The organism is Bifidobacterium sp. ESL1130 (assembly GCF_058507935.1).
The window spans coordinates 1,158,382-1,180,514 of the sequence record NZ_CP196379.1; the positions used below are offsets into that span (position 1 = coordinate 1,158,382).

A 22,133-nucleotide genomic window follows, 5' to 3' on the forward strand; every position below is an offset into this window, starting at 1 on the left:
ATACTACACTCCCCTCAACGAACGCCGTTTGCTCCAAAAGCGTCTGCAAGGAAGACGTTACCGTCGTGCCCGCGCCACGCCTTGCGCCAATTCCTCGGTCTTTGCCGCCAACGCGCGCAAACCTGTGGCTGAATCAAGGGGCTTGGTGGCAGACTCGTCTAGCAAGGTATGCACGAGAGCGGAACCCACGATTACACCGTCAGCATAAGCTCCAACAGTGGATGCCTGCTCGGCATTGGAAACTCCGATACCAACACACACGTGCTGCGCCCCGGCCTGACGCACACGAGCCACAAGTTGCTCTGGAGTTGACGACAACGAGGCACGCTCGCCGGTCACGCCCATACGAGATGCGGCATAGACGAAGCCACGATGGTTACGTGCCACCGTGCGCAGCCTCTCATCGCTGGAGTCCGGAGAAACAAGGAAAATGCGATCCAGACCATGGCGCTCCGAAGACTCGAACCAGTCACCGGCTTCGTCAGGGATCAGATCAGGGGTGACCAGCCCAGCTCCCCCGGCATTCTCGAAGTCCGCGGCGAAACGTTCGACGCCATAATGGAAGATGAGATTCCAATAGCCCATAATTACCGGTATCTTGCCGGTGTTCGCCACCGCTTCCACAGCTCTGAACACATCGGCTATGCGCTCGCCGGCCTCGAGTGCCACCCTGGACGCGGTTTGAATGACAGGACCATCCATCACCGGGTCAGTGTACGGCAGACCGATTTCCACGATGTCGGCACCATGGCGAGCCAGAGTCTCGCACGCGGTCACCGAGACCTGCGGATCCGGGAATCCATAGGGCAGATAGCCGATGAACGCTGGGCGGCCGTCGTTGAGGCACTGGTCGATGCATGCAGCGGTTGCGCTCGTACGCTTGGAAAAGCCGAGTGGCTGAGGTGCCTGCGAACAAGCGTCACCGGAGCCTTGCGTTGAGACACCTGTGGATTGCTCACCAGAGGGTGCGGTATTGCGTGTTGAAGTTGCATTGATCATCGCGATCATCGGCTCCCTTCAGTGTGGGTGTCTGGCTGCTCATGAACGCTTTCCTGCGACACGGAGGTTCCCTCGGCCGCATTGGCGTCCAACGCACGGCTTTGTTCATCGGTAAGGAAACCGAACCACTTGCCGGCCGTGGCCACGTCCTTGTCTCCTCGCCCTGAGATGTTGATGATGATGTTGGGGTCCTGCTGCCCCCTGGCCTTCAGGTCTGCCGCGGCTTTATACGCACCGGCTACGGCGTGAGAGGACTCGATGGCCGGAATGATGCCTTCGGTCTCGCACAGGTCTTTGAACGCGCTCATGGCTTCATCGTCGGTGGCCCACATATAGTTGACGCGACCGATTTCCTTGAGCCATGCGTGTTCCGGTCCGACCGATGCGTAGTCAAGCCCTGCGGAGATGGAGTAGGTGTCGAGGGTCTGCCCTTCGCTGTTTTCCAGCAGATAGGATTTCGTCCCCTGGAAGAGACCGAGCTGACCGGTGCCTGGAGTCAGTCGAATGGCATGTTCACCGGATTGAGGTCCATGCCCACCGGCCTCGAAACCGTACAAGCGTACTCGCTCGTCATCGAGGAAAGCGTTCATCACACCGATGGCGTTCGACCCTCCTCCCACACAGGCGCAGATGGCGTCTGGGTGGTCAATGCCGAAGTCGTCGTTCAACTGGCGTTGCGCTTCTTCTCCGATGATTTTCTGGAAATCTCGCACCATCGACGGGAAGGGATGCGGCCCTGCCACAGTGCCGAGCAGGTAGTGAGTATCCTCCACGTTGGTCACCCAGTCGCGCAGCGCTTCATTGATGGCATCCTTCAAAATCTTGGTGCCTTGTGTCACCTCGACCACTTCGGCGCCCAGCATGCGCATACGGGCCACGTTGAGAGCCTGGCGTCTTGCATCGATCTGCCCCATGTAGATGCGGCATTTCAGACCGAACATGGCGCACACCGTCGCGGTGGCCACGCCATGCTGTCCGGCTCCGGTCTCGGCAATAACACGAGTTTTGCCCATACGCTTGACGAGCAGCGCCTGACCCAGCGCATTGTTGATCTTGTGAGCACCGGTGTGATTCAAGTCTTCACGTTTGAGGAACACACGCGCGTTGATTCCGGTACGCTCGTTCAGACGTGCAGCGAATCTTGGCGCTTCGGTAAGCGGCGAGGGCCGGCCTACATACTGTCGGCTCAGGCGTGCAAACTCATTTTGGAATGCCGAGTCGTGCCGAGCCTGCTCATAGGTTTCGCTCAGCTCGTCGAGTGCTCCGATAAGCGCCTCAGGCACGTAACGGCCACCAAACCGACCGAAGTAGGGTCCCTCGTGCTTGCTCAATGGCATGGATTGCGATGCTTTGACCTTGGCTCCGGCAGCGACCAGATGTTCCACTGCAAGCGTGTGGTCTTGGGCGGTGGCAACTCCCTCTCCAACCAGTACGGCATCGGCCCCGGCACGCGCATAATCCTCGAGCTCCACACTTCCGAATACGCCAGACTCCGCTACTTTAATAACATTATCGGGGAGATTTTCGGCCAGTTCGGTGTACTTGCCAACGTCAACGCTCAAATCCTTGAGATTGCGCGCATTGATGCCTATGACATCCGCACCGGCAGCCACCGCTCGCTCAATCTCTTCCCGAGTGTGGGCTTCTACCAGTACGGTCATACCCAAATGTTGTGCCAATTGCAGCAGTTCACGCAGTGTCTCATCGTCCAGTGCGGCAACGATGAGCAGAATCATGTCGGCGCCGTGGGCGCGAGATTCCCATACTTGATATTCGGTGGTAATGAAGTCTTTGCGCAACACGGGAATATGCACGGCGGCACGCACCTGATCAAAGTCTTCAAGCGATCCGAGGAATTTGCGACCTTCGGTGAGCACTGAAATAGCCGAGGCTCCACCACGCTCATACTCTTTTGCCAGTGCGGCCGGATCGGGAATGTCTCCCAAATGGCCTTTGGAAGGCGAGGCACGCTTGATCTCGGCGATGACGGGGATACCGTCGTTGCGGCGGAGCCATCGCGCGGCATCGATAGGTGCCGGCGCCTGATGCGCCAGCTGTTGTAACGTTTCCAGCGGAGTGTGCTGTTCACGTTCGTGCATGTCTTCAACGGCTCCTGCCGTCAATTCGTCGAGTACTGACATAGCTGCCTCCTTCTTGGCTCTCAGCATAGCCTCAACCGCCGCCCGAAGTAGGGCAATGACCACAATGCGGCATTATGCGTGCGGTGTCGATTCCACAGTGCGCAACTGTGCCGCGACTTGTATCGCTTTGACACTCGCCGCTGCTTTGTTTCGGCTTTCCTGCCATTCCGACGCCGGTACCGAATCCAGCACGATACCGGCTCCGGACTGTACGTATGCCCGATGGTTACGCAGAAATGCCGTACGAATGGCGATGGCCATATCCATATTCCCGGCAAAATCGAAGTATCCTATGGTGCCGCCATAAATACCCCGGTCGGCAGGTTCCAACTCGTCAATGATCTGCACGGCACGAGTCTTCGGCGCTCCGGAAAGAGTGCCTGCAGGGAACGCCGACATGAATGCGGAGAATGCATTCACCTCATCGCGCAGCGTACCGGTAACAGTGGAGCATAGATGGGTAATGTTGCTGAACCGCTCAACGTCCATCAGAGACACCACAGCCACACTACTTGGTTCGCACACACGGCTCAGATCGTTGCGGGACAAGTCCACGAGCATAATATGCTCGCTGCGTTCCTTGTCATCGGCAAGCAGTTCTTCGACAAGCCGCTCGTCCTCTTCCACCGTAGCGCCACGAGGGCGAGATCCGGCAATGGGGAATGTCATCACCTCACGGTCCTCTACTTTGACGAGCGTCTCGGGGCTGGATCCGACAATGTTGAACACACTGCCGTCCACTGCGGTAAGGGCAAAGAAATACATGTAAGGGCTGGGGTTGATGGTGCGCAACACCCGGTATACGTCGAACGGATCGGCCGGAGAATCCACTTCCAATCGTTGCGAAATCACCACTTGGAACACATCGCCATCTACCACATGGCGTTTGGCCTCTTCCACCTGACGCTCGAATTCGTCCCGCTCGGTGCGGAACTCCAGTTGTGGCTGTGGCACGGAAGAATCAAGTACATTGACCTGCGCCTCACCGCATGCAGGCGTGGCAGCTAAACGCTGCATGTCGTCCAGACGGTGCAACGCATCCTGATATGCCTCACTCTCCCGCGTAGACTGATTGTCAAAATTGACCGCGTTGGCAATGAGCCACAATGTGCCTGTGGCGTGATCGACCACCGCCATATCGGTAGCCAACGCCAGTGCAAGCTCCGGCTGACTGGTCTCATCTGGTGCATCACCGGCAGTAGCCGGCTCCCAGTGGCGCATGGCATCCCATCCCACCGAACCGACCAGTCCTCCAGTCAAATTCGGCAATCCCTCTATCTTGGGTGAGGTCAGTATATCTAATGTCCGCTTGGCCACGTCCACAGCGTCGCCATGCTGCGGCACCCCTAGTGGCACCTCGCCTAGCCAGTGCGCTTGACCGCTGTTCGAGCGTAATTGCGCGATGGAACGCACACCGATAAAACTGTACCGGTTCCACGTTCCCGCTACATCTGCAGATTCGAGGATGAACGAACCGCTGTGCCCTTGACCAAGCCTCTCATACAGACCCACCGGTGTGAGCGAATCTGCAAGTAACTTACGCACCACCGGTACGATACGATACTTCTGCTCGGCCAAGTCATGAAACTCTTCCCGCGAGGGCCATGTGCCGCCCCATTCAAGGTGTGCAACGCTGCAATCGTTCATATTCCCCTCCTCATAAATTTCTCTTGTTCATACATGGTACCTTATTACATCCACAAAATGAAACTGATTTAAGAAATTTCATAGATTTTGATGCATATATAGTGTTTTAATCCTGTCTCTCTCCAACCATAGCAGGAAGTTCTCCCCCGGCCACAAAACACGATCGCGCACCGGTGTGGCACGCTGCACCGACCTGATCGACCTCAATCAACAGCGCGTCACCGTCACAGTCCAAAGAGACACGTTTAACGTACTGCGCATGCCCGGACGTATCTCCCTTGCGCCAATACTCCTGACGAGAACGGGACCAGAACGTGACACGACCACTGGATAACGTACGGCGCAACGCCTCATCATTCATGTAGCCCACCATCAGCACCTCTCGCGAGTCGTACTGCTGAACAACGGCAGCGACCAAGCCCGCACTGTCACGCTTGAGTCGCGAAGCGATTGACTCATCGAGTCGATTGCCACCGCCGACAAGCACCTGCCCAGTCTGCTCTTCACCCACTATTGCTCCTTCGCTCCCTGTAGTTCATATGCCTTCGATCCACCGCGCGGCGATATTGCCGGTCAGCGAACCGTATGCCCATGCGCACGCAACGTTTGTTTGACCTGCCCAATAGTCAACTTGCCATAGTGAAACACCGAGGCCGCTAACACCGCATCGGCACCAGCCTCAATGGCAGGCGGAAAATCCTCCAGCTTGCCGGCTCCACCGCTGGCAATGAGCGGCACCGTCACAGCGCGGCGAACAGCCGAAATCATCGGGATATCAAAACCATCCTGCGTGCCGTCGGCGTCCATGGAATTCAGCAGAATCTCGCCCACACCAAGCTCCTGTGCTTTACGAGCCCATTGCACTGCATCAATGCCTGTGGACTGGCGACCGCCCATAGTGGTCACCTCGAACCCCGACTCGGTACGTTGCTCCCCACGCTCACGACGGGCATCCACAGACAGTACCAGCACTTGGTTGCCAAACCGACGAGCCACATCGCTGATAAGCTCGGGATGATTGATGGCAGCGGTGTTCACACTCACCTTGTCGGCTCCGCAGCGCAATAATGCATCCACATCTTCGCTACTGCGCACGCCGCCACCAACAGTGAGCGGGATGAAAAGCTGACCAGCGGTGCGCTCCACTACGTCGAACATCGTTCTTCGCTTGCTGCTGGAGGCGGTCACATCGAGGAACGTAAGTTCGTCGGCGCCCTCCTCGTAATAGCGCGAGGCAAGCTCCACCGGATCTCCGGCATCGCGTAGATGCTCAAAGTGAACGCCTTTGACCACGCGGCCGTCGTCGACGTCCAGGCAAGGAATGACACGCACTGCTACTGTCATGATGTTCTCCGGTTTGCGCTCGCTCGAAAATACGCTATCCAGTATATGCCATCGAGGTTGCATTCATGCCATGCGTTTCACATGCCAGACGCATGGCTTACACAACACCGGAAGATTGGTCTTTGGGAGAATATTCCAACATCCATCGCACGGCATGACGAACTATGCAGTTTCCCACACACAGGCCAACGGAGCTGCGTCAAGCATTACTACTGTTTATGCTACGTGAATGGTTTTGGCGGCGAGCTGACCACATGCACCGTCTATATCGGAACCGCGTGTGTCTCTCAAGGTAGCGGTAATGCCCCGTTGATGCAGAATATCGAGGAACCGCTGCTCATCCTCAGGCTTGGACGCTGTCCATTTGGAACCTTCGATCGGGTTGAGCGGAATAGGGTTGACGTGCGCCCAATTGTCGCCGTAGTGGTTCAAACGCTTGGCCAGCAGTTCCGCATGCTCGGCCTGGTCGTTGATACCGCGCATGAGCGCATATTCGATGCTTACACGCCTCTTTGACGCCAAATAGTAATCATGGGCGGCATCAAGTACTTTTGTGGTGTCAAACCGTTGGTTCATCGGTACCAGCTCGTCGCGCAGCTTGTCACTTGGAGCGTGCAGCGACACTGCCAAGCGCAACGGAATGCCCTCCTGCGTCAGTTTCTTGATGCCGGGCACCACTCCCACAGTGGAAACCGTGATGTTGCGTGCCGAAATACCAAAGCCCTCTGGGGCGGCGGCGCTGATCTGCCGCACGGCTTTCATGACCGCCTTATAGTTGCCCATCGGCTCGCCCATGCCCATGAACACCACGTTGCTCAAACGCCCAGGTCCGCCGGCAATGTCTCCCTCGGCCATGGCTTTGGCCGCCACGCGCACCTGTTCAAGAATCTCGCCGGCCGACATATTGCGTGTCAGTCCCAGACGCCCGGTAGCGCAGAATGGGCAATCCATGCCACAGCCCACCTGGCTGGAGATGCACAGCGTGGCGCGGTTCGGATAGCGCATGAGCACTGATTCGATACGTGAGCCGTCGAACAGTTCCCACAGCGTTTTCACCGTCATGCCCTCATCGGCAACTTGACGGGTCACCTCGGTGATGAGCGTCGGGAAGAAGGCCTGTTTGGCTTCCTCTCGCTTCGAGGCGGGAAAGTCAGTGAAGCTTTCCGCCTCGGTATCGAAGTGGCTGAAATAATGGTTGGCGAGCTGCTTGACACGGAACTTCGGCAGGCCGAGACGCTGTGCGGTCTCTACACGTTCTTCCTCGGTCATGTCTACGAAATGCACGGGAGGTTTGCCGCGCCGAGCATGGTTCTTGGCCAGCACGTCGCGGAACGCGCCTTTGGTACCCCCTTGGGTGATACCGGTTTCCGGCTCATCCGAATGACCGGTGATATGCTCGCCCGCCTTGGTTCTTTGCTTGCATGAAGCGTTATGTGCCAGTGAATCAGTCACAGTAATCCCATCACAGAAATAAACGAATGTTATCGTACGATGTATTGAGTTCGGCAACGGTCGTCGACAAGCGATTGCTCATTGAACAACAAGACGGCCAAGCCGTAGCATGAATAACTACATGCCAACGCACCACAGCAGCAGTGCAAGGAACGGAGCGCACAGCAGAATCGAGTCGACGCGGTCAATGACCCCGCCGTGCCCCTTGAGCAGATGGCCCATGTCTTTGATACCCATATCACGCTTGAGCATGGAAGCACACAGGTCTCCGAACGTGCCTACCACGCCGACCATCACCCCGATCAGCACCGGCACCCACCAGCGCTGCGCCCACTGCGCCGGGTATGTAAAAGCAAACACGGCAAAAGCACCCACCATGGCGAACACAATGGAGCCGATCAACCCTTCGACGGACTTATGCGGGGAGATTCGCGGGGACAGTTTATGCTTGCCAAGCCAAGCGCCGGCGAACAGACCGCCGGTGTCGCTCAGAGCCGGTAGGAAAATCAGCATAATCGCATGCGCCACCGGGTGACCGTTATATGTCAGCGGGAGGATAATGCAGGAGGCCAGCGCGGTGATATACAGCACAATGAAAGCGGAAACCGACACATTACTCAGCACTCCAGCCGAGGCCTGTGTGTGAGTTGTGTACGAATCAGTCGCGGCAGTATTCGTAGCATCTCCGGAACGTGACTTGCCGGCAACTGCTTTAGCCAGACGTTGCCCCACACGACGTGGTCGCGAAGCTGCGATTACGGTGGCCAACAGCGTAACCATCACACCTGAGACCGCACCCAGCACATGATCGGGCACGTAGTAGGTGGCAAGCAACGTACCCGCCGAGCACACCCACAGCACTACTACCGGAATGTGAAGCCCCAGCACTGCCAGATCAACACGCAATTCCCACAGACCGAGCGTCATGAATACGATGATGAGCAGCACGAAAAGGTCAATGCGCACCAGCAAACAAGCGACGATGATGGCGATAAGCACCACAGCGGTGAGCACCGCCTGAGGCATATTCCGCCCAGCCTTCTCGTTGATTCCCTCAACCGCGGTTTCAACACTACCGCCAGTACGATCCCTGGCAGCCGAACTGTTCTGTCCTGACTCGTTCACTTGGGACATTTCCTTATAGCTTCCACTCCACCCAGCGAATCAGACTTCCATAATCTCCTGCTGCTTCGAATCGAGCAGCTGGTCGATGGAATCGCTGATCTGCTTGGTAACCTTGTCCAGATCCTTAAGCAAGCGATCGCCCTCGTCCTCGCCCATGTCGCCGTCTTTGACAGACTTGTCGATGGTTTCCTTGGTCTTACGGCGGATATTGCGCACCGCTACCTTGCCATCCTCAGCCTTGGTCTTGGCGAGCTTGACATATTCCTTGCGTCGGTCTTCAGTCAGCTCCGGCATGGTGACGTGAATGACGTTGCCGTCACGACGAGGGCTGACACCCAAATCAGAATCACGAATGGCCTTCTCTACCGCACCTGCCTGCGAGCCATCAAACGGCGTGACGGAAAGCGTGCGAGGCTCGGGCACACCGATGGATGCCACAGCCTTAATCGGTGTGGGGGCGCCATAATAGTCCACCATCAATCCGTTCAGCAATGCCGGGTTGGCTCGCCCGGTGCGGATGCCTGCGAAGTTCTCCTTGGTGGCCTCCACCGACTTCTCCATCTGTGCCTTGGCCTGATCTACCATGCTTGCCATGGGTTCTCCTTAATATCTATGTCTGCGAACGCCGTGCGCCCGGAACGTCTTTGATGGCGCTGCAAGATGCAACACCACGATTACTTACTATTTATGCATATATTTATTATATCTATAAATCTAGTTTATTCCGCAAGTTCCGACTCTTCGTTGGACACCAGCGTGCCGATCGGCTCTCCCACCAGCGCTCGTGTGACATTGCCGCTCTCTTCGAGCCCGAACACTCGAATACGCTGATCATTGTCTCGCGCCATGGAAAGCGCCGCAGCGTCCATAACTGCCAAATTGTCAACGATGGCACGCTTATAGCTCAGTTTGGTGAAACGCTTGGCGTTGCTGTCTTTGCGAGGGTCTGCGGTATACACGCCATCCACACCGTTCTTGCCCATCAGCACCGCGTTGCAGTGAATCTCAAGGGAACGCTGGATGGAGACTGTGTCGGTGGAGAAGTATGGCATACCTGCACCTGCTCCGAAGATGACGACGCGACCTTTTTCCAAGTGGCGGATGGCTTTCAGCGGAATGTACGGTTCTGCGACCTGCCCCATGGTGATGGCGGTCTGTACGCGAGTGGCCTGCCCCTCCTGCTCGAGGAAGTCCTGCAACGCCAAGCAGTTCATCACTGTGCCCAGCATGCCCATGTAATCGCCGCGTGTACGCTCAATACCGGCTTGCTGCAGTTCGGCTCCTCTGAAGAAGTTACCGCCGCCGACCACAATGGCCACCTGCACGCCCTGCTCCACCGCTTGATGAATCTCTTGGGCGACTCTACGAACCACTTGGGTGTCAACGCCGACTTTTCCGGCGCCGAACGCCTCACCTGAAAGCTTAAGTAATACCCGTCTCGGTTCGTTCTCGCGCCCGTTGCCCATCTCGCGACCTTCCTGTCGATGTGCGCCTATAATGCTCCGATAAGAATACCGGTTCGTTCCGACAGAGAACACCGATACACGGCATGAGTGCGGGCGCGGCAAATCGTTCCAACTATGCGAAAAGCGGCACTCCGAAGAGTACCGCTTCCCGTACATATCGCGCTGCGCACTATCAAGCTTTCACTCACATTATGCAGCGCACCACACAACAGAGCTTACTCAGCTTCTGCCTCGCCCTTGCCGACCTCGATGCGAGCGAAGGATGTCAGCTTGCCGCCGACTTCCTTGAACAGATCGCCGACGGACTTGGATCCATCCTTGACATACGCCTGCTCAAGCAGCACGTTGTCCTTGTAGAAGGCGTTCATACGGCCTTCCACGATCTTGGGGATGATCTGCTCGGGCTTGCCCTCAGCCTGTGACTTTTCAGTGGCCACGCGACGTTCGGACTCGACCACATCGGCCGGTACGTCCTCGCGAGAAAGCCACTTGGCACCCATGGCGGAGATCTGCAGCGCAGCCTCGTGAGCCACGGCAGCACCAGCCTCATCGGTGGCCACGATGGCCACGATGCTCGGCGGCATCTCGGCGGACTTCTTGTGCGCGTAGATTTCGACCTTGTCGCCCTCAATCTTGGCGACCTGACCGACCTTGACATGCTCGCCGAAGAGCGCTGCCGCTTCTTCGACGCTTGCCTTCACCGTGCCGTCGTCAGACTTTGCGGCGAGTACCTCGTCAACGTTGGATGCATCCGCCGCAATGGCGTTGGTAAGCACACTGTCGGCGAAGTCAACGAACTTCGGGGTCTTGGCCACAAAGTCGGTCTCCGAGTTCAGCTCAACGGCGTAACCGATCTGGCCGTTGCCGTTGTCGACCACGCGGGAGGCAATGGTGCCTTCCTGAGCACTGCGGCCTTCGCGCTTGCCTGCGGCCTGAATGCCGGTGGCACGAATGATTTCCTTGGCACGAGCCACGTCACCCTCGGCTTCGGTGAGCGCCTTCTTGACGTCCATCATGCCGGCGCCGGTCTCGTCACGTACTTGCTTGATCAAAGCTGCTGTGATTGCTGCCATCATGTCTCCTTATCAGAATCAGTATTGTTTGCCGGCGGGCACCCGAAGGCACCATGTGCCGGCAAACGCTGGTGTATGGGACTCGCCCATACGCTGGTTACTTGGCCTCAGACTCTTCCACCTTGGCGTCACCCTCTGCGGCCGGGGCGGCTTCACCCTCAGCCTTGTCGGCGAGGAGATCCTTTTCCCAAGCGGCCATCGGCTGTTCGGCCTTGTCGTCGGTCTTCGCAGCCTTGCCCGAACGCTCGAGCAGACCTTCAGCCACGGCGTCTGCCATGAGGCTGGTCAGCAGCTCGATGCCACGGATGGCGTCGTCATTGGCCGGAATCGGGTAGTCAACGGTGTCGGGATCAGTGTTCGTGTCGACCACGGCCACGACCGGGATGCCCAGCTTGTGAGCTTCCTCGACAGCCAGCGACTCCTTGCTGATGTCCACCACGAACATTGCCGAAGGCGTGCGGTTCATGTTGCGAATACCGCCCAGCTGCTTCTCCAGCTTGTTCTTCTCACGCTCGAGGAGCAGCAGCTCCTTCTTGGTGAGACCAGATCCACGCACATCGGAGAAGTCCATCTCCTCGAGCTCCTTCAGGCGCGCAACGCGCTTGGAGACGGTCTGGAAGTTGGTGAGCATGCCACCGAGCCAACGCTCGGACACATACGGCATGTTGACGCGAGTGGCCTGAGCCGCTACTGCTTCCTGAGCCTGCTTCTTGGTACCCACGAAAAGCACCGAGCCGTTGTGCGCCACAGTGGTCTTGATGAAATCGTAGGCAGTGTCGATCATGTCGAGCGACTTGAACAGGTTGATGATGTGGATGCCGTTGCGGGAAGTCAGGATGTACTGCTTCATCTTGGGGTTCCAGCGACGGGTCTGGTGACCAAAGTGAAGGCCAGCCTTCAGCATTTCGCTCATAGTGATTTGAGCCATGATAATACCTTTCTGTCGGTTCTTGCCTGGCCATGCAACACTGCGTGCAGCACTCCGAAGAGAACCGACCGACACAGGTCATCACGAGCATGACGCGTTGTTATGCGCCGGGTAGGTTACATATGGGTGGTTTCTCTGACTCGTGACAGTCGTTGAAACCGTTGGCGCATACGGGTGCAAGAATACCACAGACGGCATATATGGTTGTGCGTCGAGTGTACATCCGAGCACATCGAACATGCGCCACGCACGTTGCCTGTCGAACCTCCTCAGGATTCATCAGTACGCGTCATAATCTCCATAAGTTCCGAGAAGACGGTCATGGGCATGACACCGAGTGAACCATCGGCGCCCTTGCCCACATGCGTTGCGGTCTTGGGTGTCCCACTTGGTTCGGTCAACGCCTGCAACGTGGACAGGGCACCGACCCCAAGCCTCTTGACGGCTGCAAATGCCTTGTCCTTGACTTCGAACGGCATCTGCGCCCGAAGCAGCACTTCATATGCATCCTCTTGCACCGGGTTCTCCGCCACACGCATGTCCGCAGGAAAATCAACCACCACTCGCTGCATCACATCGACATTGCGAACCGTTACGGTATAGCTCAACGTCCGCTCATCGTATGCCGCATCACAAGCCGCAGCGACACCGCCAACCGAAATCCGGCACGGATCTTGGGGTCTGCCCACTCCGCGCACCGTGATATTCCACGTCCTGCAACCCGGCACCGAACGCACCTCGCCTTCGACAGGGGCGATGACGAAGCTTCCCACGCCCTCCGCGACTTGCGGAACGCCCAAGCTTAAACATGTGCGGGCAACATCGATCCCGGGCTCTCCACCGTCTTCACATAGAGTGAACGATCCTGCCGCGGCAGGAAATACCATGATGTCCAGCTCTTCCGGATTGCTGATGTCGTTGATACGTTTGCGGGCGTTATGCTCTTGGTCGCAATGTTCCAGACGCTGCATCGGAACAATGCCGCCAGCAGGAGCAAACACCGGAATGCGATCGATGGTGCGCCACACGCGCATCGATGCACCATGCTCGCCCTGCGCATGGTATTGCCTGCCGTCAAAGCAGTCAAACCAACGTCCCTCGGGGAACCATACGTCCGTCGCCCCTGCTTGAGCAGCAGCATCGTCGGGAGTGACCACAGGGGCGACCAGCAGCTGCGTGCCAAACCTGAACTCGTCAGGAACCTCATATGCCGCGGCAATCTCGGAAGACTGCCAATACATCGGTTCGACAATCGGCCGCCCCTCCAACGAGGCACGGTAATTCATGGAATACAGATATGGAATCATCCTGTGCCGCAGCCGCAAGGCTTGAGTCATGGATTCGCGAACTTGCGAAGAGAAATTCCACGGTTCTTTGCCGCTGAAAGCAGAGGCACTGGAATGCAGACGGCTGATCGGACTGAACACACCAAGCTGATACCAGCGAGCCTCCAACACATCATCCCGGTAGCCCAACATATGCCCACCAATATCGTGACTCCACCAACCGTACCCGATATTGGAGGCAGTTGCGGTGAAGTAGGGCTGGAATCTCAAGGATTTCCATGAAATGATGGTGTCTCCGGAAAAACCGACCGGATAACGATGGGAGCCGGGCCCTGCATAGCGTGAGAAGATGAGCGGGGTGCAGCCTTGATCCTTGGCATCATGGTAGTGCAGACGGTTCAATGCCCACAGAGGATCAAGCCCCGGCTGCCGAGTCACACCACCCTGTTGCCAGTCAATCCACCAGAAATCAACACCCTCGCGCTCCAAGTCGTGATGCATGCCCATATAGGCTTCTACAAAGCGCGGGCTGGTTAAATCGAACTCGATGTCTTCTCCGGCTGCAATGTCATCCCCCATCACCTCGGCGGCGGCAACGTAAGGTTTTTCAAAAGCCCTGATGCCATCGCGGGGATGCACGTTGAGGGTGGTGCGCAAGCCTCTGCGGTGCACTTCGTTAAGGAACTGCACGTGGTCAGGAAACAGTGCATCATTCCATGTATATCCCGTCCACCCGGAACCATATTTGGCATCGATGTCGGTGAGGTGCCAATCCATGTCTATGACCGAGACAGTGAAGGGAATACCTTGCGCATCAAAGCGATCCATAAGATCTATATATTCATCTTGTGTGTATGGATAGAACCGGCTCCACCAGTTGCCCATGGCAAACCGCGGCAGGAGCGGGGTGTTCCCCGAAAGCCTGTAGAAATCCCGTATCGCCTCTATATAACGATGACCATACCCGAAGAAGTACAGATCAGTCTCGGCATGATCGCGTGGGTGAATCATTACATCATCGTCAGAGAAAATCATGCTCTCTGAATCATCGAGTACCGACCAACCGTCACGCGAGATCACGCCGGATTCAATGGCGATGGCACCGTCGGCTTCATCCAGCGTACGAGCGGTACCTCCGAGGTTGCCGCTGGGGCGATCCCCATAGTGCCAGGTATTGGCCTGACTGTTACTCACCCCGGCAACAACAACGCTGAAGCCCTCCTTGCTGGGAGCCTGACGATTGTAGCTGACGCGAAGATGCTCAGTTCGAATGCTGAGCCATCCACTACGCTCTTCAACACTGAAATCCACTGCTCCCGCAAAGTTCCGGTTCTTGGCGAGTGAGGTGGGTTTATCCTCGAATACACCAGAATCCGACCATTCATAACGAAAGAGCGACTCGGTGAGGAACGTTATCCTCCATTGCTTCCCTTGTAATATATTATGTTCCCGAACCACGGAACTTGCCACGCCCGAACGTGATTCCCCTTCGATTGTTGAACGCACTTCTACCCCTTCACTGATAAGCACATATACGTGGTGCAGAAAGCCGAGACCTTCTGCACCACCAACCATGTGACCTTGATGGTCTACTTTTCACTTCCAGCTGAGATACCCGAAATGAACTGTTTTTGGAAAATAAGGTACACCAGCAGAACCGGAATAATCGCCAAGGAGGTCGCGGCGAACAATCCACCGTAATCCGTACCGTATTGCCCATTGAACGACTGCAAACCGACAGAAAGCAGCTGCTTCTTATCGCTGGTGATCATGAGGAACGGCCACAGGTAATCTTCCCAGTTCCATAGGAATTGGAAGATGGCAAGAGATGCGACCGTGTTGCGGCTCATAGGCAATATGATGCTATGGAAAATCTTCCAATCTCCTGCACCGTCAAGCTTGGCCGCCTCTATGAGTTCGTCGGAGATACCCGAAATCGCTTGGCGGAATTGGAACACACCAAAGGCGCTGATCATGCCAGGCAGAATCAATGACCAATAGGAATCCTGCAATCCGGCTTTGGTCATCATGTCGTACTGGGGAATGATGGTCACAGCCCACGGCACCATCATCGTTCCCAGCACAATACCGAACAGCAGGTTGCGCCCGCGGAACTTCATCTTGGCGAACACATACCCCAGCACAGCACTGGTGTAGATCATGATTACGGTCTTTACTACCGAGACGAAGAGCGAGTTGCCGAACAATCTCAGAAAGTCAAACTTGTTCTGAATCCCTACGTAATTGTCCAACGTCGAGGGCATGGGGAATATACTGCCTCCGACTTTCACGATCTCGCTGTTGGGAGCGAAGGAGGAGATGAACATCCACAGGAACGGAACAATGGTGATGAGCGCGATGATGAACAGCAGCGCGGTGGCAACCCATCCCCCAATTTTTCTTGTTTTCGTCATGACATGTCCTCCTCGCCCGACACCTTGAACATGAGCCAGGTCAGGATTGCAGTGAAGATGAACAACACCACGCTCATCGCTGAGGCTACGCCGAAGTTGTATTTCTGGAATGCCTGATCGTAAATCAGGTAGCTAATGGTGTACGTGGACGTTCCCGGTCCGCCCTTGGTCATGACCATGATCTGGATATAGGCTTGCAGATAGCTGATCAACGATGTAATGATGATGAACAAGGTAGTCGGCTTCAGCAGAGGTATCGTAATCTTGAACATGATCTGGCTTGGTTTGGCGCCGTCAATCTGCGCGGCCTCGTAAACGTCATCGGGCAGATTCATGATACCGGCCAGATACAGAACCACCGCATAACCAAAATCTTTCCAGATGGTCATTAGGATGATTGCAGGCATGGCAAATTTAGTGTCGTGCAACCAGTTGATATTGAGACCGGTAACCTTGTCGATCATGCCGAATTGCGGATCGAACATCCACATCCATACAAAACTCACAGCAATGAGAGGAGTGATGGTGGGCATGTAAAACAGGCCACGGAGCGTATCCTTGAACTTGATGAGCTTCGAGCTGAGCAGCAGAGCCAAAGCCAGACCGATAAGTACGCGAAATACAGTGGCGGCAAGCACGAAGACCGCAGTATTGAGCAGTGAATTCCAGAACAGTTTATCGCCCAGAATCTGCTTAAAATTGGCAAACCCCACCCAGTCATACTGCCCAACCAGTGGGTTCCAGTCGTGCAGGCTGCCTGCAAACGCCTTGAAAATCGGGTAAATCAGGAATATAGCGAAGTACACCACAAAGAATACGACAGCTACATTGCGCATCGAAAATATGCGCCCGAGCGACGCTCCCAAATGCTTCTTTTCCACTTCCATCCATGCTCCTTTACATCTGCACAATGATGGTGTGGCGGTCTCGAAGCTGATTGCCAAGACCACCACACCAACGCTCAATCATGGCCTACTTGTGCTCATCGAAATGAACGTATTTGCTTTCCTTGGATTGGAACTTTGAACTCTTCATGTCCTCATCCATCTGTTTCTGACCAGTCTTGAGCGCCTGGTCAATGGGCATGTCCTTCTGGAACACGTTCTCGAAGGTCTTGATGCCGGTGTTCTCCACAGTCGCAGGGGCGGGTCCCGGCCAGATCAGACGATCGAGACGATCCTTCACTCCCGGCATACCGGGCTGAGCAAGAATCTTTGCGTCGTCCTGCACGCTCACCTTTGCGGGGAAACCGTTGAGCAGATCGGATGCGGAGCGGATGTAATCATCGTTGGCGAGAATATACTTGATGAAGTCCTGAGCTACGGCCTGCTGCTCTTTGGACTGGCGAGAATTGACACCAGGCGTGGATTCGCCGTTGTAGCGGTCGTATGCGAAAGGCACCTTGTCGTCGAATGTCGGAGTTGGGAAGGCACCATATTCGATGTCGGGATATTTGTCTTTCAGCGTGCCTTGAATGCTGCCCCAAGCGTACACCATGGCACTCTGACCCTGACCGAAGCTTGCGATGTAATCATTGCCGAAATTGATGGATCCAATCTTGTCTTTGTCATAAAGATCCTTGAGGAACTGCATGTTCTCGGCAGTGGTCGCATTGTCGAAGTTGGCTTTTGTACCGTCCTTGTCGAACAGCAGCTCGCCCTTTTGATAGTTGAGCCCTTGGAAAATGGCTTTGTACGCTTCACCGTTGATGTTGAAACCGGCTTGGGTCATCTTGTCGCCGTCGCTCTTGGTAAGCTTCTTCGCCACCTGAATGAACTGATCCCATGTCTTTGGATAGTCGGCATCGGTAAGACCGGCAGCAGACCAAAGCTTCTTGTTATAGTAGATGCTACCCGTTGCCAGCACAGAATCGATATACTTTACCTTGCCGTTGGCATCCTCATGCACATTGGCAGTGCTGTAGTCCTTTTCCAGGTCTTTGGTGGGGATGTCGTAGTTTGCGGCGTAAGGCTGCACCAGCGAATCATAGGAATTGTGAATGTTGAACAGCGCCGGCCCGTTCTTGCCCTGCAAGGCAAGCGGCAATTTGGTCCAATAATCAGCCCATGGCACGTTCTTCGTGGTGAACTTTACGTTCGGGTAGATCTTCTCGTACTCGTTGATCATCTTGAAGACCGGGTCGGTGGTTTTGGTTCCCCATGACCAGTATTCAAGAGTAATCGGCTTTCCATTGTTGACCAAGTGGTTCGGGTCGTACTTCACAGCCGTGCCGATGGTCTTCATACCTTTATCGGCTTTGGTGTCTGTGGTACCTGACGCACCGCTGCCTGAGCCACCGCATGCCGCAGTCGCCAAAATGCACACGGTTGCAACCGCTGTTGAAGCGAACTTACGAATATTCATCCATTACCTCCTTGTAAAAGTATGTAGCCTCCAAATTACTACTGATTTCAGGGATGAGGCAAATTCGTATATTGCAAATGTAAACGTTTTATCTTGAAAAGCTTTACATTCCACTCGAAAATACATATTTGCTTTTAATAACGTGGCGTGTCGTTACATGTAAACCGTTGCATAGTGATTTTACACGCAACAGCATTTAGGGGTACTATATGCTCGACAAACAAGGAGCAGCATCCATGGAGAACACACATAGCCGTCAACGCAAGACGAGTATCTCCGACGTCGCCGAACAGGCTGGCGTCTCGACCGCAACAGTGTCCCGTGCGTTCTCTCACCCCGATAAGCTCTCGCCCAAGACTCTCTCCTCAGTGCTGGAAACCGCGGAAAAGCTCGACTTCTCCATCTCGCGCACACCTGGAATCTTGAAATCAGGGCACTCTTACCGTGTGGCGCTACTCATCGGGAGCAGCGAAATCACTTGGTTCACCGCACACATCATAGAAGGCTTGAACTCAGTGTTCAGTAAGGCGGGATACGACCTGGCCATCTATCCAATAGCCAACACCGCCGAGCGGCAGAAGTTTTTTGCAGAATTACCTGTACGCGGCAACGTCGATGCCGTCGTCATCTCCTCGTTCGACACCAACAGCACCGAGATACAACGTTTGCGTTCCATCAAAGTACCCATTGTCGGCATCAATCCCTCTTCGCGCGAAGGCCTCACGGCATCAATCAACATCGATGATGTTTTGGGTGTCAACATGCTTGTACGTCATTTGGCAAAACTGGGGCACCGTAACCTGCTGTACCTCTATCCTGCTTTTCTGACGAACCTGAACTACAGTTCGGCTGCTCGTCCTCGTGCTTTCAGCAACATGTGCGCCACACTGGGACTGCACGGCACCTCCATCAGATACAGCGCAAACTCCGAATTCGACACGGCACTCACCGAACTCATGCGCGACGGCGACTCCCCCACGGCAATCTGCTTCCTCGACGACGAACCAGCTATCCCCTTTTTCTCAACACTTCCACGGCATGGATTCTCCGTTCCCGAAGATGTCTCCATCGTCGGATTTGACGACAGCCAATTCGCCAAGGAAGTCGGCCTGACAACCATTCGTCAACGGCCGCGAGACATGGCCGAAGCGGCTGCAACGAAAACCCTGAGACTCATTGAAGGCAAAAGCATAAGTCACCGTCACGAGACAGCCCCGATTCAGCTCGTTATACGCGCATCCACAGGCAGGCCCCATCGCTAAAATACAGCCCTGCTTATTTGTTGCTTATTGGTTATTGCGAAGCTGGCGCATGGCCTCGCGGCGCTCCTCTTTTTCCAGCCGGTCGAGGTAGACGTGGCCATCAAGATGGTCGGTCTCGTGCTGGAGCATGCGCCCCATGATGCCACGGCCTTCCACCACGATGGTCTTGCCATCCAGGTTGATGCCACGCACACGGGCATAGTCGGCACGCCGAGTCTTGTACCACAGGTTCGGCACCGACAGGCATCCTTCCTCGCCGTACTGCTCGCCACTGGTCTCCTCAAGCACCGGGTTGATCACATACCCCAGTTTGCCTTCGATATTGTACGAGAACACACGCAGGCCTACACCAATCTGGTTGGCAGAAAGGCCTGCACGGCCGGGATCGTCCACCGTGTCGAGCAAATCCTGCACCAGGCGATGCACCTGCGGCGTAATGGTACGCACCGGGTCGCATGGGGTGCGCAGCACCGGATCAGGGACAACTCGAATTTCACGTAACGACAATTCACTTACTCCTTAGAAGTCTTGACGAGGCTTGGCTGAACGCAACATCAGCTTCCGCCAACCTTACCAGCTACTGCGCGTGTGCGGTTTTCGGCGCGTACAGTTGATGCTCGATCACATCAGCACACTGCTTCAGCACGGCGGGACGTACCACTTTCATGCTCGGTGTCAGCGTGCCGGCATCTTGCGTGAACTCGCTGTCGAGAATCACAAACTTGCGCACCGACTCGGCCCGAGAAACCTTGCTGTTGGCCTGGTCTACATACTGCTGCACGCAGGCGCGCACCGCATCGTTCTCCACAACCTCACTCATCGGCATGCGCTCATCCAAGCCATGACCTCGCAACCACGAGCGCAGCATCTCCGGCTCCAGTTCGATGAGCGCTGAGACGAACGGCTTGCCATCACCCACGACCACGGCGTGTGCCACGATGGGGCACGATCCGATGGTGTCTTCCATGGGAGCCGGGCTGATGTTCTTGCCGCCTGCAGTGATGATGATGTCCTTCTTGCGGCCGGTGATGTAGACGAAGCCATCGTCGTCAATCTGGGCGATGTCGCCGGTCTTGAGCCAGCCGTCGTCCCCCAGCACTTCAGCAGTGAGTTCGGGCTGCTGGTAGTAGCCAAGGAACACGCTTTCGCCCTTGATCATCAGCTCGTCGTCGTCCGCCAGTTTGATGGCAATGCCGCTGCCGGGACGGCCGACCGCCCCGACCTTGTTGAAATCTTCGAAGTTGACGATGCACGGCGCGGCAGTTTCCGTCATGCCGTAGCCTTGGATGAAGGTGACTCCGTCAATGCCGTTGAAGAAGTGCGCCAAATCGGCGTTCATGGGGGCACCGCCACAAGCCAAGTACTTGAGGTTCGGTCCCATGGCAGAACGTACGGTGTCGCCAACGGTCTTCATATAGAAGCCGTGCATCGCCTTGGCTTTGAGGCTGTGCTTGCGGCCTTCCTGCTCGTCGCGCGACCACTGGTTGAAATGGTCGAACGCTGCTGCGAATACCTTGCCTTTCAGTCCGGCCCCGGCCTTCTGTGATGCGGCGTTATAAACCTTCTCGAACACACGCGGCACACCGAGCAGGTACGTGGGCTTGAAGCTGCGCAGGTCGGGCAGCAGACGCTTAGTGCTTGACGTGTACCCAACCACGCCTTGGGATCCGATGGCAACGTACTGGATGTAGCGCGCGAAGCAGTGCGCCAGCGGTAGGAAGAGCAGCAGGCGGCTGGGATTGTAGAGCATGTCTTTGAGCACAACCCAACCGATGAACACGATGACCATGAAGTTGCGGTGCGAGAGCATTGCGCCTTTAGGAGCACCGGTGGATCCTGACGTGTAGACGATGGTGGCCACGTCATCGGCACTGACACGGTCGATGGCTTGGTCGAGCTGAGCGTCGCTCACCGAGCGGCCGAAATCGACTACGGCGTCGAGGCCACCCTCCCCCATGTTGAACACGTATTCGAGGCCTTCCTGCCGCTGGCGCAGGTCCTCGAGCGTCTGGGCATGTGCATAGTCGCCGGCGAAGGCGATGACCGGCTTGACAGCGCTGACGATGGAGCCGGTCTGCTGGGCGGAATCGGTCTCGTAGACCGGCACACTCACTGCACCAATCGCGGCGCATGCAAAATCAACCACTCCCCACTCGTAGGATGTGGATGCGTAAATGACCACCATGGAGCCGCTGGACACGCCCAGGCTCATCATGCCTTTGGCCACGGCTCGCACACGCTCGAGCATCTGCTCCGCAGTGACATCGTGCCAATTGTATGCCTTGGTATCCTGCCATTGGGCGATAAGACCTTCAGGGTCGCGCTCGGCGCGTCGCGACAGCAGCGAGAAGATAGTGTCCTTCTCGGTTGTCTTACTGACCGGATCCAATTTAAATTCTCTGAGCATGCTGCCACTATACCTGAGCGTCAGGCCAAAGTTACGGTTGCGTAAGGTTGCATCAGTCATGAAACTATGCCTACCCATTTATAAGCGGCTCATTTCATACGGAATCTATCATGTGTTATTTATGTCACAGTATGTATATATCATTTGTTCATAATGTTGCGCGCTTGCTCTACCTGCAAGGCAAGGACTGGTGCGCACATGGAAGAGCACAGTTGTCGCCAAGTG

General features: G+C 55.9%; 17 protein-coding genes and 1 pseudogene. 1 reads left to right on the forward strand and 17 read right to left on the reverse strand.

Annotated features, from left to right (window positions below):
- Positions 1–57: 57 nt before the first annotated feature.
- The 15 genes from trpA to ACSYSO_RS04610 form a co-directional block, all read right to left on the reverse strand.
- Positions 58–1,008, reverse strand: a complete 951-nt coding sequence (gene trpA, locus ACSYSO_RS04540) for a tryptophan synthase subunit alpha (RefSeq protein ID WP_491701579.1) — start codon at positions 1,006–1,008, stop codon at positions 58–60.
- On the reverse strand, positions 1,005–3,140 hold the full coding sequence (locus ACSYSO_RS04545) for a bifunctional indole-3-glycerol phosphate synthase/tryptophan synthase subunit beta (protein ID WP_491701580.1): 2,136 nt from the start codon (positions 3,138–3,140) through the stop codon (positions 1,005–1,007). The genes trpA and ACSYSO_RS04545 overlap by 4 nt, the downstream gene beginning before the upstream one ends.
- Positions 3,141–3,212: 72 nt before the next feature.
- A complete protein-coding gene (gene trpE, locus ACSYSO_RS04550; RefSeq protein ID WP_491701581.1) occupies positions 3,213–4,787 on the reverse strand; it encodes an anthranilate synthase component I in 1,575 nt (524 codons plus the stop codon).
- 106 nt (positions 4,788–4,893) lie between these two features.
- Positions 4,894–5,274 carry a phosphoribosyl-AMP cyclohydrolase gene (gene hisI / locus ACSYSO_RS04555; RefSeq protein WP_491702066.1) on the reverse strand — a complete coding sequence of 127 codons (381 nt, stop codon included), beginning with the start codon at positions 5,272–5,274 and terminating at the stop codon, positions 4,894–4,896.
- A gap of 86 nt (positions 5,275–5,360) precedes the next feature.
- Positions 5,361–6,131 carry an imidazole glycerol phosphate synthase subunit HisF gene (gene hisF, locus ACSYSO_RS04560; protein ID WP_489798230.1) on the reverse strand — a complete coding sequence of 257 codons (771 nt, stop codon included), beginning with the start codon at positions 6,129–6,131 and terminating at the stop codon, positions 5,361–5,363.
- Positions 6,132–6,347: 216 nt separating this feature from the next.
- Positions 6,348–7,523, reverse strand: a complete 1,176-nt coding sequence (gene rlmN / locus ACSYSO_RS04565; protein WP_489798501.1) for a dual-specificity RNA methyltransferase RlmN — start codon at positions 7,521–7,523, stop codon at positions 6,348–6,350.
- A 177-nt stretch (positions 7,524–7,700) separates the two neighbouring features.
- Positions 7,701–8,717: a phosphatidate cytidylyltransferase gene (locus tag ACSYSO_RS04570; protein WP_489798229.1), complete on the reverse strand. Its 1,017-nt coding sequence runs from the start codon at positions 8,715–8,717 to the stop codon at positions 7,701–7,703.
- Between the two features lie 30 nt (positions 8,718–8,747).
- Positions 8,748–9,302, reverse strand: a complete 555-nt coding sequence (gene frr, locus ACSYSO_RS04575) for a ribosome recycling factor (RefSeq protein ID WP_491701582.1) — start codon at positions 9,300–9,302, stop codon at positions 8,748–8,750.
- A 125-nt stretch (positions 9,303–9,427) separates the two neighbouring features.
- On the reverse strand, positions 9,428–10,174 hold the full coding sequence (pyrH, locus tag ACSYSO_RS04580; protein WP_489798225.1) for a UMP kinase: 747 nt from the start codon (positions 10,172–10,174) through the stop codon (positions 9,428–9,430).
- Positions 10,175–10,389: 215 nt separating this feature from the next.
- A complete protein-coding gene (gene tsf / locus ACSYSO_RS04585) occupies positions 10,390–11,247 on the reverse strand; it encodes a translation elongation factor Ts (protein ID WP_489798224.1) in 858 nt (285 codons plus the stop codon).
- A gap of 97 nt (positions 11,248–11,344) precedes the next feature.
- Positions 11,345–12,175 carry a 30S ribosomal protein S2 gene (gene rpsB / locus ACSYSO_RS04590; RefSeq protein ID WP_489798222.1) on the reverse strand — a complete coding sequence of 277 codons (831 nt, stop codon included), beginning with the start codon at positions 12,173–12,175 and terminating at the stop codon, positions 11,345–11,347.
- A 269-nt stretch (positions 12,176–12,444) separates the two neighbouring features.
- On the reverse strand, positions 12,445–14,955 hold the full coding sequence (locus ACSYSO_RS04595) for a glycoside hydrolase family 31 protein (RefSeq protein ID WP_491702067.1): 2,511 nt from the start codon (positions 14,953–14,955) through the stop codon (positions 12,445–12,447).
- Positions 14,956–15,050: 95 nt separating this feature from the next.
- Positions 15,051–15,875 (reverse strand): carbohydrate ABC transporter permease, encoded by an 825-nt coding sequence (locus tag ACSYSO_RS04600; protein WP_491701583.1) that lies wholly within the window; start codon positions 15,873–15,875, stop codon positions 15,051–15,053.
- Entirely contained in the window at positions 15,872–16,762 is an 891-nt protein-coding gene (locus ACSYSO_RS04605; RefSeq protein WP_491701584.1) for a carbohydrate ABC transporter permease, read from the reverse strand. The genes ACSYSO_RS04600 and ACSYSO_RS04605 overlap by 4 nt, the downstream gene beginning before the upstream one ends.
- A gap of 85 nt (positions 16,763–16,847) precedes the next feature.
- Positions 16,848–18,239, reverse strand: coding sequence for an extracellular solute-binding protein (locus ACSYSO_RS04610; RefSeq protein WP_491701585.1), 1,392 nt, complete (start codon positions 18,237–18,239; stop codon positions 16,848–16,850).
- A 236-nt stretch (positions 18,240–18,475) separates the two neighbouring features.
- Here ACSYSO_RS04610 and ACSYSO_RS04615 point away from each other — a divergent pair, with 236 nt between their 5' ends.
- Positions 18,476–19,501: a LacI family DNA-binding transcriptional regulator gene (locus ACSYSO_RS04615; protein ID WP_491701586.1), complete on the forward strand. Its 1,026-nt coding sequence runs from the start codon at positions 18,476–18,478 to the stop codon at positions 19,499–19,501.
- A gap of 24 nt (positions 19,502–19,525) precedes the next feature.
- On the opposite strand, the gene def is transcribed toward ACSYSO_RS04615, so the two are convergent.
- Together def and ACSYSO_RS04625 are read right to left on the reverse strand one after the other, a co-directional pair.
- The gene (def, locus tag ACSYSO_RS04620; protein WP_491701587.1) at positions 19,526–20,008 is read right to left on the reverse strand and encodes a peptide deformylase; all 483 of its coding nucleotides are present in this window, start codon (positions 20,006–20,008) and stop codon (positions 19,526–19,528) included.
- A gap of 88 nt (positions 20,009–20,096) precedes the next feature.
- Positions 20,097–21,908: pseudogene (locus tag ACSYSO_RS04625) on the reverse strand (AMP-dependent synthetase/ligase); the annotation flags it as partial.
- Between the last annotated feature and the right edge of the window lie 225 nt (positions 21,909–22,133).